This is a genomic window from Pseudoalteromonas sp. S2755, assembly GCF_005886535.1.
Lineage (GTDB): Bacteria > Pseudomonadota > Gammaproteobacteria > Enterobacterales > Alteromonadaceae > Pseudoalteromonas.
Window position 1 is genome coordinate 11,762 of record NZ_PNDS01000050.1, and the last position, 18,123, is coordinate 29,884.

Below are 18,123 nucleotides of genomic sequence, written 5' to 3' on the forward strand. Positions count from 1 at the left end.
AATTTGAAAAAGGTGCTAATAGTAGACGACTCGCTTGATATTCAAGCGAGTCTGAAGTTTTTACTTGAAGATGAAGGCTACGCTTGTCACGGTGTGGTGACACCAGAAGCTGCTTTTGATTATGTCAGCACACAGGAAGTGGACTTGGTGCTATTGGATATGAACTTTACCCAAGACACTACCAGTGGCAAAGAAGGGCTGGCGGCGATTGCTAAGCTCATTCAAATCGATCCGCTTTTACCCATTGTGGTGATGACTGGTTGGGCGACATTAGATCTTGCCGTTACTGCCCTAAAGCAAGGAGCGGCCGATTTCATTGAAAAGCCATGGGATGATGAGCGTCTTGCTCATAGCATCAAAGTACAAATCGAAAAGCGAGCTGACAGACAACATTTAGCGCGGCTATCTGCTGAAAACGAACGCCTTAAAAAGCCCCAACAAACGGTAGATTTTGTTACGCAAAGTGAGAAGAAGCAGCGTGTGCTGACACAGCTCACCCAGTTGGCACAAAGCGATATGAACATCTTGCTGACCGGTGAAAATGGCACAGGAAAGAGCTATTACGCGCAGTATGTACACGATCATTCAAGTCGTGCTGGTGGCAGTTTTATCTCGATTAATATGGGAGCGGTGAGCGAAGATCTATTTAACTCTGAGTTATTTGGCCATAAAAAGGGGGCATTTACTGATGCGAAAGCAGATCGAGTGGGTGCATTTACACTCGCCAGTAATGGCTCGTTGTTTTTAGATGAAATTGCCAATTTATCTTTGCAGTCTCAAGCAAAATTGCTTCAAGTGCTAGAAGAGAGAAAGTACGCGGCGGTTGGCAGTCACAAAGTCTTGGACAATACTGCGAGGATTATTTCTGCTACTAACTGCCAACTAAGTGAAGCGATTGCCAATAGCCAGTTTCGCCAAGACTTATATTATCGATTAAATACGGTAGAAGTAGAAATACCGCCATTAAGAGCGTGTCCAGAGGATATCTTGCCATTAGCAGAGCGCTTTTTAATGCGCTTTAGTCATGATTATAAAAAACCACCACCGAGCATTATGCCTTGTGCTGCTAAAGCACTGAGTGATTATAATTTTCCTGGTAATGTAAGAGAGCTTAAACATATGATGGAACGCGCGGTGTTTACTTGTTCAAATGCTCAGGTATTTGCCAGTGATTTGGCGCTCCATCCTACATTGCACTCTGCGTTGCAACCGACGAATACTGTTACTGCGAGCGCATCAGAAAATCATGATTTAACGCTGGATGAAATCATTGAGCAAGCACTCTTTAAAAGACTGGAATTTCACGGTGGTAACGTATCAAAAGCGGCGAAGAGTTTGGGACTATCTCGCAGTGCGTGGTATCGCAAAATGGATAAATATGAGTAGGAGATAAGCAAACTTGTTTTATCGATTTGGACACTGGCTGCTAAGTGCATTACTACTTGTAATTACTAATGTTTTACTCCTTGTGCACGACTACCCAGCAACACTTATTATGTTGATAGACTTAATATTTGCACTATGTTTTGTTTTGCTCGCTTATAAATATGGTTCGACTAAACAAAACACCATTAATCTCATTGATACCTTGTTAATATCACTTCGCCAAGGCGATTATGCGGTACGAGCGGTACACGGAAAAGACGTACAATTACGTTCAACGGTGGAGCACTTAAATGCGCTTGCGCAAACCATGCAAGCCGATCAGCGTGCGCTGGCCGAGCAAAGCGATCTGCTAAAGCAAATCATTGAAAAGCTTGATTGTGCACTTATCGTGTTTGACAGCCAAAGCGTTGCATTTGCTAACAGCTACGCTGAACGCACCTTTTTTGACTGTTACAAAGACGATGCTTGGCGCTGGTTTCAGTCCTTACAAGCTCAGCAAAAACAAGGAAAGGTTTCGGTGATGCTTGATGGCACTGAGCATGCGTTTTTGCTTGAACACGACAGCTGCTACATTGCCAATAAACCTCACACTTTGCTGGTTTTAAAACAGCTCGATAGTATTTTATATCAACAAGAAAAAGACGCCTTACAGCGTTTTGTTCGTATTTTAAGTCACGAGATCAATAACACTTTAGCGCCGATCGGCACGGTAGCGCGCAGCCTTACCAAGCGCCTAAACGGTGAATTAGATATAGAAAGGTTTAACAGTGGACTGTCACTCATCAACGAGCGCGCCAATTACCTTAAATCTTTTATGGGCAACTATGCCTCCCTTGCCAAACTGCCTCCTGCGCACAAGCAAATTGTCGCGCTCAATGAGTTTTGCGCTCAGCTACAAAGTATCTACCCGCAACTAAAGGTAGAAAGCACAGCCGACCTGCTCGGTTTTTTTGATACGAGCCAAATCAAACAGGTGCTTTGCCACCTCATTAATAATGCTCAAGAAGCGTGCACACCTTCGCCAGAAGTTACACTCAACATCACCCCAGATGCTGACAAATTAGTGTTTTCGGTCACAGACACTGGCCCCGGTTTCTCTAACCTAAACGAAGCCGCTGAAGCATTTTACACCACCAAAGCTGATGGCAACGGCATAGGCCTAATGCTCTCTCGTATCATTATTGAAAACCACGGTGGACAACTCAAACTAGGCAATAACCCAGACAGTGGCGCAAAAGTCAGTTTTAGCTTAGAGCGGGGTGGGAGTTGAGTGCTGAAAGCAGCAAAAATAACAAAGAGAACCCGAGCAAAAGCAACGAAAAGTAACGAAGACACCCAGCGTAATGCATTCAAAGCCATCAATGAAAGAGCCCAAGTATGAAGTGGGTTATAGGGCGAGAAATTTGAAAGATTTGAATTAAAAAAACAACATTAATAAGGATTGTTTATGATATCACGATGCATTTTATTGGCACTTGCACTGGTTAGTACAATTGTGTTTGCAACTCCACATAATGGCTCGCTTGACCCAACTAAGGGAACTTGGCAAAACAAAGATGAAGATGGTGATGGTGTGTTAGATGAGCAAGATGAGTTTCCATTTGACGGTCAACGTGTTCGTTATCCCGAAATTGTCGAGGTTGAACCTAATGATAACCCGAGCAATGCGGTAAAAGTTGCGCATCAACTTCCGTTTAAAGTAAAGGGGGTGATTTCAAATGCGGGTGATAATGGTGATTTGTACCAGTTTAGTGCAAAAAAGGGCGACTATATCTCAGCTCGCATTATCTATAGCTCAGATAATTTTAAGCCCAAAGTGTATTTTTCTGAGCAAGGTGGTTTGGTGATCAACTCATCGCAGAACCATACCCATAGCGCACTCAGAATGGCGCATATCCTGACTAAAATACCCCATGATGGAAAATTCAATTTGAGCGTCATTGATGATTTGTCGGGTGGCGCGCTGGACTATTCCTATGAAATTTACGTATTTAAAGATAATGACACCGATGGTATTGATGATCATGCCGAATATGCAATTGGTGTTGAACCATCTCGTATTGATACCGATAGGGACTCTGTTCATGACTTCTATGAGTATTATGTAAAGCAAGGTACTACACTCGATGAGGACAACAACGGGGTAATTAATCTATTGGACTTAGATAGTGATGGCGACGGCATTAGTGATAAGCACGAAGGTTCAGGAAATGCAGATCAAGATGATAAATTAAACTTTTTGGATCTTGATTCTGATAATGACGGTATAGCGGATACCGACGAAAAACTCAATACGAAAGGATGGCCTGAAGACTCTGATAAAGACGGGGTTGAGGATTTTATCGATCTAGATAATGATGGCGACAAAGTTTTAGATATTTATGACGCCGAGCCGTATGAGCGAGTGCGAGGCTTTAGATTAAGCGATTCACCAAGTGTACAAATATCCTCTCAAGCCGGCTATTACAATGGCTACTCATTGCCTCGAATTTATCGTATCGGCGATAGTGTTGTGTTTTCTGGAGATGACTTTGCAGGGCTGGAGAACCCAAAAGTGGTTATCTATAACGGTGAAGAAATTTATAATATCGCGCCAACATCGCATACTAATTCAGCGCTAATCTTTGAACTCAATCTACCATTTCGTAAATATAAGGCATTTATTTACACTCGAAATAAGCGCTCTAATGAAGTGCGATTAAGCCCATACAAAGCGGGTTCACCGTTAATATTTGGATATGCCTCAATCAAAGTTCAAGAAGGCGAGCAATATGAGATTAAGGGAGTGGGGTTTGATGATAAAACCCGTATCGTAATGGGAAATAAAACACTTGTTCCTTCAACTCATACACCATCTAGTCTTACATTTACGATACCAACCGATATAACAAAAGGCATATTACAATTAACGAATAATGTTGGAACGAGCAATAAGGTTCGATATCGGGTGCAAGCACGCTAAAAAATAACAATAGTAGACTAAAGAAGATTCAAAGAAGATTCAGACACCCACCTCAAAGATACAGCTAAAAACGGTTGAAGTTTGTTGTGGGTGTCAGCCATTATCCTCACCAACTACTCATTTTTTATTTCACTATCCAAGGCACTATGACATGGTCATAGCCAATGCTTACAGACACGTAGACTAGTAACGCAGACATTACTAAGTTAAAAGCTTTAAAATACTTGGGATCGGAAATCTGTTTACCCATCATTGAACCCACTATCGAATAGCTAGTGGGGGCTCCAAATGCAAGTACAGCAAGGAGCATTGACCATATGACAACGGCGCTGCCGGTAATGCCAAGGCTTGGAAACTGAATGGTAGAAACCGGCAACGTTGCGATTAGCGCTTTGGGGTTGAGTAGCTGCATGAAAAGTCCGTCTCGAAAGCTCAACGATTTGGCCGCACTTCGCATATCAGAGAGCTCAACGTTAGCATGTGCCACTTTCCAAGCAATATATAGAATATAAAGGCACCCTGCCAAGCTGATAAAAGGCAGTAGCTGTGGATTAATAAACTTGAGCCCGACAATCCCTAAGATAACGAACAAGATGAACATTGCCATTCCAACGCCGGCGAAAAAACCGAGATGAACACGCGCCTGTTTGTTTAGACCACTATGTAGACCAAGCAAGTTGATAGGCCCAGGGGTATACATTACCCCGATAGCATAGGCGAAAATTTCTGACATGATTTGCTACTCCGATATAAGCAGTCGACGAGCTAATCTAGCGGCCCAACTGCAACTGAAATTGTTTTGGTGTCATGCCAAATACGCGTTTAAAGTTACGATTTAAGTGACTGGCATCAGCAAAGCCGGACTCTACCGCTGCGGTGGTGGCACTGCGGCCTACAAGTAGCTGTTTGCGAGCATAGTTGATACGACAATTCAAAACATACTGGTGTGGAGTAATGCAAAAGTGTTCCCGAAAAGCTCGAATAAAGTGATATTTAGACATATTGGCAACATCAGCGATGTCATCAACCGAAATATCGTTGGCAAGATTAGCCAATATATAGTCTTTAGCTCTGAGTACTAAAATTTCGGCCCTTGTGTTACGAAGTGGTAATTCTAAACAGCCATGCAAACGAACCAATGATTGAGCCAACTGAAACAAAGCGGCTTCGTGCTCAATTTTGGAGTAGGATCGCCCCAAAAGTTGCTGAGATATGGTAAGAACTTGATAGCGCAACAGTGGGTCATTGAACAAAGTGTCGTGAAGTCTTAGTACTGTTTCTTGTTTATAACCAAGAGAGCGAAACAGTGGTTGCAACTCTTTTGGGTGCACGTAAAGCATCACATATTCTAAGCTGTGTTCGCCCCCAGAATGACCGTCATGGATATCTTCGGGATTGAAAAGCATTACGCAGCCAGGCTGACTTTTATAAAAAGCACTGCGACAGAAAAAGTCTTGTCTGCCTTTTAAAGTGAGACCTATAGAGTACTCTTCATGAGCATGTTTGGTGTAGGTGAAATCACTCATAGTTGCGCTCAGCATGGACACATCATCCTGCTGAGCACTATGGGTATATATAAAGTGATTATTTTTACTCACACTCCCTCCTTCTGTTTGAGCACTTTTGCAAAACCACCAAGTCAATATATTCAAGCTAGCAATAAAAAACTTGAACGAAATTGCTGATGTATCCACTACAGAGTTTGCCTAATGCTCTTCACAAGGAAACTTAGTTAACCCAAGCTTTAGTCATTAAATCTATCAAATAAATCACAATCGATGCGAAGCCAAAGAACAGAGATGACTCAACTGCTTACCCATTACGGGAAAATTTTTGATACCATAGCTGCCAATGAAGGTTAGCATGTCGTTAACCGAATATATTGAAAGTCGGAAATTTACCCCTAATGAAACATTTTAAAATATTTGCCGTAATAATCTCAGTGCTTATTTTCAGTGGCTGCGCCGCCCACATTCAAGAGACAAGTAAAACAGCTATTAGAGCTGTAGGGAACACGCCACAAAGTGTATTTTTGGATATTACTTCATCGCACTCAATTTCAAAAAGTAAGTCACTTTCTAACAGCATTAATGAGCTAAAAGCGCTAATAGCCAAAGACTTTAATGGCAGTATTGTTGAGTCTGGGAGTGCAGCTCAAGCACCTTTATCAGTCGAGATCACCATTGAGCACTTTCGTTATGTGTCTGGGTTTGGCCGCTTTATGGTAGGTGCAATGGCGGGTGATGCCGAGCTGAAGCTCAATGTAAAGCTAATAAACACCGACACTAACGAGGTGGTTGGTGAGTCGATACTAGATACTAGATCTGAGTTTATCGAAGGCATTTTTGGTGCAACTACTTCTAGGCAGCTTGAAGCAGTATCTAAGAAAGTGGTGAGTATGATTGGCACGGTGGAGCGCGAAGGTAAAACTGATAATACCGCTAACTCATAGTCAATATTGAAGTTCCAAATACTCAAAGAAACCTAGTTTTTGACGATGGGGTTCCTGTATACCTTTTTGAGCCCCACTGATGCGGACGGATTACAAACAAAGGGACGTGAAGCTAATATGAAAACGAAGTTTGTTGATACTACACTTGTTCTAAAAGCCTTGATGCTAACTGTCGCGGGCGGCATATTTTTTAACGCGAAAGCGTGGGGTGATAACAGCCCACAGCTGTTGCGTGATAGCGCAGTTAGCGATGTACAAGTGCTCTTGGAAAATCCGGATTATGACAAGACATCTACCTCAAGATACAGCAAAAAACGGTTCAAGTTTATCGTGGGTGTCAGCCGTTATCTGGGAGCGATCATGCAACTGGTATCAACAACGAAAAAGCCCTAACAGATGCGTAAGGGCTATACATTCGATGTGTTTGCAAGCAATATCTATTCTGCTTTAAAGACGTTTTATTTGAAGGTGAAACCTGGCCTCAACCACTTTAAAAACCTATTTAGAATAAATAAGATTTCGCCTTGCCTTTACGTATAGTGCAGGCAAGAGGCGTAGCAGTTTTATAGCCAGATTTGCTTACCTCGAAATAGTCTTGCTAATTAAGCCGATTAATAAATATGTCTCGCTGTAACATCACTGGGTATTAAATTCCCAAGACTTAGTTTCTTCTTCCGCACAGCTAATCACCATAGCGCTGTTGGTATACTGATTAAGGTATTTAGAGCTGAGGCACTTATCTGTAACGCGGTTGCGGATCTGATATTTATCGTTGTCATAGGGACCAATAAAATCCCAGATTGAATTATTACTTGGCTTTTTCGGTGCAGTTAGGCCAAAATGGTCGTACTCTGCGGCGCCCGGATCTGTCAGATAATGCCCATCTAGTGGATCATGGATCAAGTAACCACCTTGCATACCTTCAAGCGTGACGCGTTTCATGCTCTGCTCGCAGCCAGCCGATAAACCGTATGACATTTTAGAGCCTATGTAGCCAACCGACCACAGGCACATACCATGTTGACCCAGCTTGAGGTGGCGACCTAGCGGTGGTGCTTTGCGGTCAAATGCCCAAGTCTCGCTGATATCACTACAGTTGATATTGATTAGGCTGCCATTGTGTGTTGCCAAACACTGATCGGTATCTTTATTACGTAGCGCAAATTTGTTGTCTCCGTTGGTATCATAGATATACCACACTGCAGCAGGTTCGGTGATGATTTCACCCGGTCCAAAAGGAGATGGTGGCGTGATCACGCGATACAGCTTGGCATTAGAAAAGCTGATGTTACTCTGGCCTCTCAAGTGTTTGTCGTCGGTATAACGGGCAATTTTATAGCCATCATCTAAATGAGTAAGTCTCAGCTCGTAGCTGTTTGCATTACAGTTTTTGCTAGCGCAGGTATTGTTACTGGTGTCACGTAGACGAACCAGCGCGTCGTTTGTCGGTACGTGGCTGCCGTTGATCTCCCACTGAGGTCCATTACAGCCACCGACGGACAGCGACTCCCCAGAGACAGTCAAGCATCGGCCAGTGGACTTATTTTTTAGCTCATAACGGCCTTGTCTATTGACTGAGCTGAGGTGCCAAGTTGCGTCATTACCCCGACCCGAATATGTCTGAAAGCCAGAATCGCCGCCCTTGTCTTTAAGGTAACGGTTATCTTCAGCACGTTGGATTGAATAACCGCCATTAAAAGGTTCAAACACGAAGTGGCTGGCACCATAGGTACAAACGCTACGCACTTTAGATTGCTGGTCTACACAAAGGTTGGATGCACCATGTTTTAGACGAAGGGCATTGTGAAAATCAATAGCTCCCGCGTTGCTCGTCAACTCACTGCGAGTCATGATCAGGTTATTGAGGTCCCATGAGTCTATTACATGCGCAAGGTTGTACATCACTTCCTTCACATCCACATGTCGGGATGTTTGATCTAAAAAGGAAGGGTTGCGGATCTGACTGATACGAGAGTTGTAGTTACTATCACAATGAGAGCCATTCATTGAATAGTTGTCGTAGTCATCAGTGTAAGAGTTGTGACGACATGGTGAGATAAAAGCTTCCCGGTACTGGATCAGTTTAGAGTCTTCAAAATTTAGGCTCACAGAAATCAGGCTTGGATTTCTACTATTGGGCACGACTTCAAGGCCAATCTGACGTAAAGCTTCACCCCAGTTGCCGTCTTTTAAACTCATGAAGTCGAAGAAGGTTGCATAACCTAAAGTACAAGAAGCATTGTTTGCACTGCTCTCTTCCGGTCGGGTAAACAGGTCGGTAAGATACTGATCACCAGAGCGAATATCATATAAAGTAGTATAAGGAACGAGTCCATCGTCACTGAGATTATGCCAATAAGGCGGTGTATCCAAGTTCGCACACATATTGTCGAATTCTGCCCGGTGTAAAAAGGTCATTTGCATCGCACTAACAAAGCCTGGGATAACACTTCTAGTGAGGGTATCAAATGTGGTTTTGGAGACAGAACCTGTGTCTATCTGTTTGAACTGGTTCTGGATCACAGTCGCAAGGTCATCTGCCATCTTGCTATATTTCTCGGCAAGACTATAATGTAACCCTTTTAGGTCCGAAGTGGCATCTCTATGTGCTGATTTCATAAGATGCTGAATATCATTTAATGGTCCTGTTAGCTGACTGACTTCCAGATTCGATATACGCGCTTCGAAGTGGGATAAGCAGCCAGCCAATGTTGGGTCCGCACCGTTAATAGACTCTTCGTTCATAGAGTCCATTATCGTGTCGTGAAGTAACGGATAGACTACGCTTAAAGCAGGGCTGCTTTCAAAAGCTAATCCTGCAAAGTTGTTTGCCAGAGACAGTGCGCCACTTTGATAATCGACGGTGGTGGAGGTACTGCTGGTACGCGACGCGTAATCAAAACAGGGGCCTTGTAAATTATTTGCTAATGATTTTTGTGAGATCAGAAGCGAACTTAGTCCTAATGACACACTGAGTGCCAAGGTGAGTTTTTTCATTGTTTTTCTCTAATTTGAATTTTTTTTGTTTTTGATGCTGTTACCGTCCCTTTTGGTGATTAAATTTACCTTTTTTGGCATTTTCAGCTTCAACATGATTGACCCTTATTGAAAAAGTTACCTCCTAACAAGTTACAAAATGGTTTGGAAAAGTAACATCTGAAAATGGAAGGTCAATTAAAAGGTTTGAAAATGAGCTTGTGTTACTATGTTATGTATTTTTAATGTAACTAAAATGATGCTTAAGCGTGAGTTATTACTTATTTACTTAGTTGCAGTTATATTTTTATAACTACTTTTATCAATCGAGCTGTTTTGGGCTAACATTCTTGCTGTTAACATCGTAAGGATGTCACTATTTAGTTTTTCTTAATGATTAGCTCTTAACGCAGAATTGAAACCTAATAATGGCGTATTGAATTGGTACCTTGGTGGCCTCCTACTAGGAATTCTTGAAAAAGATAGATACGGCGATTTACGGAGCAAACCAATTGAAATTAAAGGGCTAGGCGGGAAGCTGGTTGAATTTATATTAGAGCAGTACGAAGAAGATAAAAAAAGGGATGAGTTTCATGAAGCGATCAAAAGCTTTTTGGTAATTGATGAATCCGTCTTAAGAGCCTCGCAAGATTACATCTATCAGTATTACAAAGACCTCTTTGTGCATTTGGTATCAGAGGATGATTGGTATGTCGAAATCCTCAATGCAGATGATGTTTGGCAACATATTCAGTTTGGTAATGCGCCATTGGTGTTGCGTCGTTCTGGTGGAGACGAGCTAATCTATATTTTATCAACGTGTTCATGTGATTGGGAACAGGAGCATGAGTTGCAAATAGTGTTTAAACAAGGCTGGGATATGAATCTAGTTGGACCATTTAATGGACACCTTACACACTCAGAAGCATATGACGATGATAGGTTAGAAAATGTCATCTACCCTCAGGTGTATAAATAACTCGGGATAATAGACAAAACAATTAGCCTTTACTGAGAAAGTATATGGTTAGATTTTAAAGCTCTCTTTTTGAAATAAACTAACTAGCCGCTTGCTCTCAGCCTAATGCGAAAGTAGGCAAGCTCCAACTATAAAGGCGGTTGGAATATTAATTAGTTAATCCTTTAAGTTTATCTGTAATCAAATTCACAAGCTCGGGTGTCATTTGCTTATTTGCTGCAAGGTAGAAGTCATTACTGAGACCATCTAATTCTAGCAAGAATTGAAAGTCACTACTTTTGCAGCCTATTTTAGAGCACATATAGTCTAAATGAAGCGGTGAGACAGCAATGATGTCAACTCGATCTCTAAGTAGCATTTTAACCGTAGTAATAGTATCGGGTAAGAATGCTGTCTTACCTAGCGCCTTTTTCTTCGATAAATAGTGAAATACCACATCATCGCGCTTTATACCTGCTTTATAATTGACTAGCTCTTCAAGCTTCTCAAGCTTTATGTTGTCTCTTCTTTTCAAGGTAACGAGGTAAGTTTTAGTGCTGACGAGTACACCGAGCCAGTGAAACAATTCCTCTCTGGCAGGTGTACGCACCATAGAAAAAATAAGAGTTCCTGGTTCGGTTAAAGCTGTTTTGTATGCTCTAGCCCAAGGCATTACGTGTATTTGGGAGTCGCTTCCTAGTTCATGCAGAAGCTTCCTGACCTTTTCTACTACCACGCCCCTCACCTCTCCATCTTTTACAATCTGATAAGGGGGGAGTGGCTCTGTCACCACTTGAATTTGGTGAACATTACTAACAGGAGTAGCACTGCAAAAAAATGCTGACCCGAAAAACAGCAAAAATAATATGAAGACGTTGTACTGTGCTTTTCTATTATTCATTTGTTCAACTTACTATAACTTGTACAAAATATGCTAAGGTCAGGTGAGTGTTTTGCCTCAATGCTCACAAGTCCACTGCCCAAAAGTCACGCCGTTAGAGCCGCGTCGAATGCTTAGTTTCTGAGTCTTGGAAAGCATAAATTAAATCGCTTGAATATTGCGCTTCACAAACAGAATCTAGATGTAAGATATTGGCACACATGAGGCATTACCTGTCTCCAATATTTTGATGTTAGAACCGAGCCACTATCTTTAAATCGTTGCTCTTTGGGGGCCACATTTCATCTAAAAATACTATTAGTAGTTAATTTTGCTAACGTACTTATGTCGAGTTACCAAGCGGCTTTTTCTCAATCAAAGTGCAACTAATAGTTCAAATATATACTGTTGTGGCGCTAATGCCAGTCCAACTTTCGGATCAATTTCGGTTTGATACTTTATCTTGCTGCGTTGGGCATCTCACACTAAGAGGTGGGAACAAGATCAGACATGTACCTTAATGATTTTTGTTAATTTTAATCGTGTAGAATCTTATGAATAAGTAGAGAAAAATAACACAAACACCCACCACGTTAGTTTTATTCGAAGCAAGCAGACAATATGAGACTAAGGGCCTTTATGTCTCTCTAAAATAGTGTCATTTTCAGAGTATGAGGCCTATAGGATACATGAGTAATGTGGCCTATAGACCTCAAGCTAGATTATCGAAATAAGTGAATCACGTTTACTTCTTGTACTTCTCAAACCAAGCGAGCGTATGCTCGATTTTGCTGATCATCCGAGAAGGGCGACCTGCAATTCCATGTGGCGCACCTGGAATTTTGACCAGTACAGAGTCAATTTTCCGTAGCTTAAGTGCTTGGTAGAACTGTTCGGTTTCGGCCATTGGCGTGCGCAAGTCTTCTTCACCCGTCATTAGCATGGTTGGTGTGGTTACGTTGCCAACGAGCGAAAGCGGTGAGCGCTGCCAATAGTGTTCCATATGCTCCCATGGCATACCCGGGAATTGCGTTGGAATTTGACCAAGGCCACTGTCAGCGGTAAGCACTTTGCTCAGCCAGTTGATCACAGGTTTTACGACAACAGCGGCGTTAAAACGGTTCGTTAAGCCAATCGCGTAGGCTGTTGCTATACCACCTGCAGAGCCGCCAGCAATAAACAGATTATCTTTGTCGATAAAGCCTTTCTCAAGCATAGCGTCTACCCCTGAGTTATGATCGGCAAAGTCTTCTTTCGAGCTGTATTTGTACTTGAGCAACATCGCAAAGCGCTCGCCGTAAGAGCTGCTGCCTCTGTGATTGTCGTAAAATACCACGTAACCTTCAGCAGCATAACGCTGTAATTCTGCTGAGAAATGGGGGCCGTAGGCTAAGTGTGGGCCACCGTGAATTTCTAGTAGTAATGGATATTGTTTTTTCGGGTCAAAATTTGGTGGCGTAATATACCAGCCCTGAATTTTCTCCCCGTCGAACGACGAGCTATAGGTGATCTCATGCACTTTACCAAGGGTTTTATGTGCAAGTAGGTCTTCGTTAAGGCGGGTTAATTGCGTTACTTTACCTTTTCTTGTTGTGATAGCGATGTCTGCAGGGCGCTCACTCGAACCTTGAGTAAAGGCAATTTCCCCATCAAAGTTAGCACTAAATTCACCGCTTAGATAAGGGCGACCAAGGGTTGTGCCTGAGAGCGTATCTGTGATGTCGGTAATTTTGCCTGTTGTGGTGATGCTCGCGAGCTTTCGCTTGCCGTGGTCATCGTACGTCATCGCCAGTCTATCACTGCCAATCCAAGTTGGGTCTTGGATTGAGCGATCAAAGTCTTTGGCAATCATGTGGGAGGTTTTGTCCTGCCAATCCATAATATTCAGTTTGCTATTACGGTAAGGGTTTAGCGCGTTCGATGCACTAAGGTAAGCCAGCTGTTTACCATTTTCGGAAAAGCTAGGTGCGTACTCACGACCAGGAGCCGACGTAAGCTGAGTGATATTACGGTTAAAATCAACTTCGAATAGGTCGCCCTCTAGGCGCTTGTATTCCCAGTCTGCAATGCGGTTTGCTGAAAACACAATCGCCTGTGCATCTGTTCGCCAAGCGAGCTTCCCACTATGGTGATAATTACCAGAGGTTAATTGGCGTGGCGTGCCGCCTTCACTCGGTAACACGAAGATCTGGCGATAGCCGGGTTTGATAAGGCCTCGGCCATCAGCTTGATAGTAGGCTTTGTCGATAACAATGGCTGAGTCGGACCACTTCGCGCCTTTTGGTTTTTCCGGCATTTTGGCGATGACCGCAGGCTTTTCAGCAACCTTTTGGCTAAAAGCCAGCCATTTGCCATCTGGTGACCAAGTTAAGCCACTGATCCCAGATTGCAACTGTGTAAGTAGTGCCGTGCGGTTTTGAGCAAGATAATGTACATGAATTTGTGTGCTACCAGATACATTGCTCACAAAGGCAATTTTGCTACCATCTGGCGACCAGCGAGGTTGACTGTAATTGTTTTCATCAGAGAAGAGTGGCGATTGTGCGCCAGACTTGATATCGACCAGCCACAGGTTTTGTCGCTTCGCATCCTTCATCACATCATTGCTGTTACGCACATATACCACTTGAGTACCATCTGGTGATATTTGCGGGTCGTTTGCATATTCCAGCTCAAAAATGTCTTTCGCCTGTAACCCCACCTCAGTCTGTGCGACTGTTGGCAATGCAGCGCAAGCCAGTAAAGTGCAAATGAGCGTCCGTTTCAATCCATAAGGCATAATGCCACCCTCTATATAATTTTTATTTAGGGCTACATAGTTATTCAGGTGCAATTCAATGTCACCAAATACGCGATAGAACGAAATAAAAACTCGATGTGTCAAATAGAATGGGAGTGAGTGGCTGTGTTTTGAGTCATATGTTAATTCATACAAAACCCAACTTAATTATCACTTTTTAGACAAGCGGTAAGCAGTTAGTATCTTGCCTTGCTCAGAATACTGCTCTATTTCATACTCTCCTGGACCTAAAAAGAGAGGTTCAGGGGTGGTACAGCGCATCGTGCTCCGATCGTATAAATAACGTGTGTGATTTTCAATTAAAAAGGCAACAAGTAGCGTTTGGCCCTCGCATTTACTGATCTTTACGGGCATCCATTTATCTCCTAGCTCTACTCTCGCACCATAGGCATTATTTCGGCTACCCAGTTGGATTAGGTAGTCAGTATTGAAATTGTCATTTTGGGAGATGTCAAACGTAGCCACTTCTGGTTGTATAAGGTTTCTTACAACAATAGAAATACTAATGACCTCTGCCTGAGATGTTTCAGCTAGATGATTGGATAGCATCTGTATTGTATATTCTTTATTATTCTTACGGTTTCGCTCAAAAACGTGATTATGGCCAACAAATACAATTAGCTTTTCTCCATGGTTTAGTTTATCAGTAATACTTGCCAAACGTGCGGCCATTGCTTCTTTCCTAGCCAACTGTTTTTCTGGCCAAGGTAATTTGCTTTTGTTAACGGAGACAGGTTCGTGTCCATACAATGTAAACCCTAATGCTTTTGCAGACCTTATGAGGGCTGCAAACACAGGCTCTGTAGTGTAAACCCCATTAACAGCCATAAACTCTTTTTCTGTATCTGAAAAGGCTTCAAAGCTGATATGAGTAAAACCTAATGTCTTTAATTCCCGTAATTTACTTTTTAAGAACGCTCTTGGTTCATGTAATGCGTGATTATCATTGATCGCTAACACTTTTACTTTCGGGCTTTTTAGATGTGTCACAATCTTTTTCCAGCTACTTTGAGAAAGAGTTACATCGTTGTTGGGAAGCGAACCTTGAAAAAGTAATTCAAGTGCCATTCCATTATGCCCAGATAATCCGTAATACTGTGCCTGTAATTGTTTCGAGAGTTTTTCTATCGTTTCTTCGCTACTTGGAATATTTTGAGATAATTGCCAAATTTCGTTTGCACTTAATGGAGCGTAAAAAAACATAAGGAGAAGAGTTAAGAGTTTCATATTTTTCACCGAAATGAGATCAGATTGCTCTGATCTCAATAATGAACATTAATCTTGACCATCGTCTCCGCCGTCACTGTCGGGTGTACTCGTCATCGTATCGCACCCGCATGGATTGTCAGGCTGTCTAATACCGCCCCCAGAAATAGAGGAGAGTTCCGAGTCTCTAATGTCTCTTACTTTAGGTTCAACCTGATCTCGGTGTTTTAGGATGAAAGGAGTCACAGATTTCATATGAAATTTCCTTATGAATTTTAAATTTGAGTCTAAGCGCTCAAGTGCTACTTCACTATATGGGAGTATATGTTAGCCAACGTGTTTGCATAATTTGTAGATATTTGAAATTCACATACTGGCTCTAGCCACTCCCAAATACCGTCCTGATTACATTCTAAAAATATAAAATTGCCCTGTTTATCTACTATCATGTCAATACTTCCAAAAGTTAACTCAGCTAGCTCCATGTATTTCAAAATAGAATGTTTAATATGGTCAGGAAGTTGATAGCAAGTAAAATCTAGAGATAAGTTACCAAAGCGCCAATCAGTTTCCGTAGAATTGTATTGCTGAGAATCCACTTTAAATGCTAGCAAATCATGTCCAGTTACAACGATCCTAAGTTCAAATTCTTTAACTATCTCGGGCATCAAAAAAGTAGGAGCAATCGACAATTCTTCTTGATCTGAATCCAGTAAATGCTCTCGCTCAAGTCTTAGAGTCATAAAATTGTAAGGGATATCAGCTTCATTACTTTTTGGTGGGATCTTCCTCCCCGATAAGGTCTTGATAACGCATTGCTGCTGATAACTGAAATCAACTAAATGTGATTTATTATTACTTACTATAGACGGTGCAATATTAAGGCCCGCTTGCTTTGCCAATATGCATTGTTTTATTTTTGAACGGTTTCGAAGGGAAGATACTGAGTTAAATGTCTTTCCTTCATATAAAGCGAGTAGGCTCTGATAGAATCCATTCCATTCATTTTCTAATACTTTTGCAGCCCTTTTATCTTCAATATCAAAGTAAAACCCTGTTCCTTCGAAAATTTTCTTTCGATTCCATATAATACTTCTTTCAGGTATTTTTTTATTGTTATGGAAAAGACTGAAAAGGCCGTTACTATCTTGTTCAATAGTGTAAAGTTGAGGCTGAAATGGATCGAAAATAACTGTCTCAATACCTTTGTCGTTTAGCTTACCTACAACTCTTGAGACTGACGGATCTTTTGTTGCACCGATTACTAGTATCATTAAACTTCCTTTTTAATGTAAGTTAAAAGTAAAAAATATAATACAATCCTATGACTTTTTTTTTGATTGTCAATTAACTGGCTGTGTTGTGACGCTATCATTCCTTGAAGGCGGCACATAATTTAAGTTTTATTTAGCTGCTAGCGTTATTATTAACCAAGCTTGATTAAGCAGATTTTTTGGCGAATAGCTCTTGGCGCACAAGCTCAGCCCCTGCGCTCAATGCAGCGAGCTTACCTCTTGCCACTTCACGAGAAAGTGGTGCCATACCGCAGTTAGTGCATGGGTAGAGTTTGTCGGCGTCAACAAACTCAAGCGCTTTGCGTAGTGTGTTGGCAACTTCTTCTGGCGTTTCTATGGTGTTGGTTGCAACATCAATCGCACCAACCATCACTTTTTTACCACGGATCAACGCTAACAAGTCGATTGGCACGTGAGAGTTATGGCACTCTAAAGAGATGATATCGATATTGGATTTTTGTAGCTTAGGAAACGCCTCTTCATATTGACGCCATTCTGATCCTAAGGTCTTTTTCCAATCGGTGTTAGCTTTAATGCCGTAGCCGTAACAAATATGCACAGCGGTTTCGCATTTGAGTCCTTCAATGGCACGTTCAAGCGCCGCAATGCCCCAGTCGTTGACCTCATCAAAAAATACATTAAACGCTGGCTCATCGAACTGAATGATATCAACTCCAGCGGCCTCTAGTTCTTTGGCTTCTTGGTTAAGAATTTTAGCAAATTCCCACGCTAGCTTTTCACGGCTTTTGTAGTGGTCATCATACAGTGTATCTATCATCGTCATAGGACCTGGCAATGCCCATTTGATAGGTTTGTCTGTTTGGCTGCGTAGAAATTTGGCATCTTCAACAAAAACCGGCTTTTGGCGAGATACAGGACCAACAACAGTTGGGACACTGGCATCATAGCGGTCGCGAATTTTTACCGTTTGACGCTTCTCAAAGTCCACACCGCTTAGGTGTTCAATAAAAGTGGTAACAAAGTGCTGGCGGGTTTGCTCGCCGTCACTCACGATATCAATACCGGCAAGTTGTTGCTCTTGCAAAGCAATACGTAGTGCATCGTTTTTGCCATCAATAAGCTCGTCGCCCTCTAGTTTCCAAGGTGACCACAGGGTTTCTGGCTGAGCAAGCCAAGCGGGCTTAGGTAAACTGCCAGCAGTAGATGTTGGTAATAGTGTTTTCATAATAAATGCTGTTCCATATTCC

At 42.1% G+C, this 18,123-nt stretch carries 15 protein-coding genes; 6 read left to right on the forward strand and 9 right to left on the reverse strand.

From position 1 onward, the window contains the following. Nucleotides 1-3 precede the first annotated feature (3 nt). The 3 genes from CWC03_RS09985 (at nucleotide 4) to CWC03_RS09995 (ending at nucleotide 4,348) form a co-directional block, all read left to right on the forward strand. A complete protein-coding gene (locus CWC03_RS09985) occupies nucleotides 4-1,386 on the forward strand; it encodes a sigma-54-dependent transcriptional regulator (protein WP_138581796.1) in 1,383 nt (460 codons plus the stop codon). 13 nt (nucleotides 1,387-1,399) lie between these two features. Then, nucleotides 1,400-2,656: a sensor histidine kinase gene (locus tag CWC03_RS09990; protein WP_138581797.1), complete on the forward strand. Its 1,257-nt coding sequence runs from the start codon at nucleotides 1,400-1,402 to the stop codon at nucleotides 2,654-2,656. A 177-nt stretch (nucleotides 2,657-2,833) separates the two neighbouring features. Further along, the gene (locus CWC03_RS09995; protein WP_138581798.1) at nucleotides 2,834-4,348 is read left to right on the forward strand and encodes a cell surface receptor IPT/TIG domain-containing protein; all 1,515 of its coding nucleotides are present in this window, start codon (nucleotides 2,834-2,836) and stop codon (nucleotides 4,346-4,348) included. Nucleotides 4,349-4,472: 124 nt separating this feature from the next. On the opposite strand, the gene CWC03_RS10000 is transcribed toward CWC03_RS09995, so the two are convergent. Both CWC03_RS10000 and CWC03_RS10005 read right to left on the reverse strand, forming a co-directional pair. Further along, nucleotides 4,473-5,081, reverse strand: a complete 609-nt coding sequence (locus CWC03_RS10000; RefSeq protein ID WP_138581799.1) for a LysE family translocator — start codon at nucleotides 5,079-5,081, stop codon at nucleotides 4,473-4,475. Between the two features lie 37 nt (nucleotides 5,082-5,118). Continuing rightward, entirely contained in the window at nucleotides 5,119-5,946 is an 828-nt protein-coding gene (locus CWC03_RS10005; RefSeq protein ID WP_138581800.1) for an AraC family transcriptional regulator, read from the reverse strand. Between the two features lie 308 nt (nucleotides 5,947-6,254). On the opposite strand from CWC03_RS10005, the gene CWC03_RS10010 reads away from it, so the two are divergent. Next, a complete protein-coding gene (locus tag CWC03_RS10010) occupies nucleotides 6,255-6,800 on the forward strand; it encodes a DUF4410 domain-containing protein (RefSeq protein ID WP_138581801.1) in 546 nt (181 codons plus the stop codon). A gap of 117 nt (nucleotides 6,801-6,917) precedes the next feature. Beyond that, entirely contained in the window at nucleotides 6,918-7,193 is a 276-nt protein-coding gene (locus CWC03_RS10015) for a hypothetical protein (RefSeq protein WP_138581802.1), read from the forward strand. Between the two features lie 243 nt (nucleotides 7,194-7,436). On the opposite strand, the gene CWC03_RS10020 is transcribed toward CWC03_RS10015, so the two are convergent. Then, on the reverse strand, nucleotides 7,437-9,797 hold the full coding sequence (locus CWC03_RS10020) for an RICIN domain-containing protein (protein WP_138581803.1): 2,361 nt from the start codon (nucleotides 9,795-9,797) through the stop codon (nucleotides 7,437-7,439). Nucleotides 9,798-10,191: 394 nt separating this feature from the next. Here CWC03_RS10020 and CWC03_RS10025 point away from each other — a divergent pair, with 394 nt between their 5' ends. Then, nucleotides 10,192-10,755, forward strand: a complete 564-nt coding sequence (locus CWC03_RS10025; RefSeq protein WP_249313997.1) for a DUF6985 domain-containing protein — start codon at nucleotides 10,192-10,194, stop codon at nucleotides 10,753-10,755. Between the two features lie 148 nt (nucleotides 10,756-10,903). On the opposite strand, the gene CWC03_RS10030 is transcribed toward CWC03_RS10025, so the two are convergent. From CWC03_RS10030 to CWC03_RS10055, 6 genes are all read right to left on the reverse strand, one after another. Continuing rightward, the gene (locus CWC03_RS10030; protein ID WP_138581804.1) at nucleotides 10,904-11,635 is read right to left on the reverse strand and encodes a substrate-binding periplasmic protein; all 732 of its coding nucleotides are present in this window, start codon (nucleotides 11,633-11,635) and stop codon (nucleotides 10,904-10,906) included. A gap of 724 nt (nucleotides 11,636-12,359) precedes the next feature. Then, nucleotides 12,360-14,393: a S9 family peptidase gene (locus tag CWC03_RS10035; RefSeq protein WP_138581805.1), complete on the reverse strand. Its 2,034-nt coding sequence runs from the start codon at nucleotides 14,391-14,393 to the stop codon at nucleotides 12,360-12,362. A gap of 171 nt (nucleotides 14,394-14,564) precedes the next feature. Continuing rightward, nucleotides 14,565-15,641: a hypothetical protein gene (locus CWC03_RS10040; RefSeq protein ID WP_138581806.1), complete on the reverse strand. Its 1,077-nt coding sequence runs from the start codon at nucleotides 15,639-15,641 to the stop codon at nucleotides 14,565-14,567. Nucleotides 15,642-15,689: 48 nt separating this feature from the next. Next, nucleotides 15,690-15,875: a hypothetical protein gene (locus tag CWC03_RS10045; protein WP_138581807.1), complete on the reverse strand. Its 186-nt coding sequence runs from the start codon at nucleotides 15,873-15,875 to the stop codon at nucleotides 15,690-15,692. A gap of 47 nt (nucleotides 15,876-15,922) precedes the next feature. After that, nucleotides 15,923-16,894, reverse strand: a complete 972-nt coding sequence (locus CWC03_RS10050) for an MvdC/MvdD family ATP grasp protein (RefSeq protein ID WP_138581808.1) — start codon at nucleotides 16,892-16,894, stop codon at nucleotides 15,923-15,925. Nucleotides 16,895-17,060: 166 nt separating this feature from the next. Beyond that, entirely contained in the window at nucleotides 17,061-18,101 is a 1,041-nt protein-coding gene (locus CWC03_RS10055) for a methionine synthase (RefSeq protein ID WP_138581809.1), read from the reverse strand. Between the last annotated feature and the right edge of the window lie 22 nt (nucleotides 18,102-18,123).

Coding starts and splice junctions, on each gene's coding strand:
- CWC03_RS10050 (WP_138581808.1), bottom strand. CDS start 16,894: ATGATACTAGTAATCGGTGCAACAAAAGATCCGTCAGTCTCAAGAGTT.
- CWC03_RS09995 (WP_138581798.1), top strand. CDS start 2,834: ATGATATCACGATGCATTTTATTGGCACTTGCACTGGTTAGTACAATT.
- CWC03_RS10010 (WP_138581801.1), top strand. CDS start 6,255: ATGAAACATTTTAAAATATTTGCCGTAATAATCTCAGTGCTTATTTTC.
- CWC03_RS10020 (WP_138581803.1), bottom strand. CDS start 9,797: ATGAAAAAACTCACCTTGGCACTCAGTGTGTCATTAGGACTAAGTTCG.
- CWC03_RS10045 (WP_138581807.1), bottom strand. CDS start 15,875: ATGAAATCTGTGACTCCTTTCATCCTAAAACACCGAGATCAGGTTGAA.
- CWC03_RS10015 (WP_138581802.1), top strand. CDS start 6,918: ATGAAAACGAAGTTTGTTGATACTACACTTGTTCTAAAAGCCTTGATG.
- CWC03_RS10040 (WP_138581806.1), bottom strand. CDS start 15,641: ATGAAACTCTTAACTCTTCTCCTTATGTTTTTTTACGCTCCATTAAGT.
- CWC03_RS10000 (WP_138581799.1), bottom strand. CDS start 5,081: ATGTCAGAAATTTTCGCCTATGCTATCGGGGTAATGTATACCCCTGGG.
- CWC03_RS10055 (WP_138581809.1), bottom strand. CDS start 18,101: ATGAAAACACTATTACCAACATCTACTGCTGGCAGTTTACCTAAGCCC.
- CWC03_RS10030 (WP_138581804.1), bottom strand. CDS start 11,635: ATGAATAATAGAAAAGCACAGTACAACGTCTTCATATTATTTTTGCTG.
- CWC03_RS10035 (WP_138581805.1), bottom strand. CDS start 14,393: ATGCCTTATGGATTGAAACGGACGCTCATTTGCACTTTACTGGCTTGC.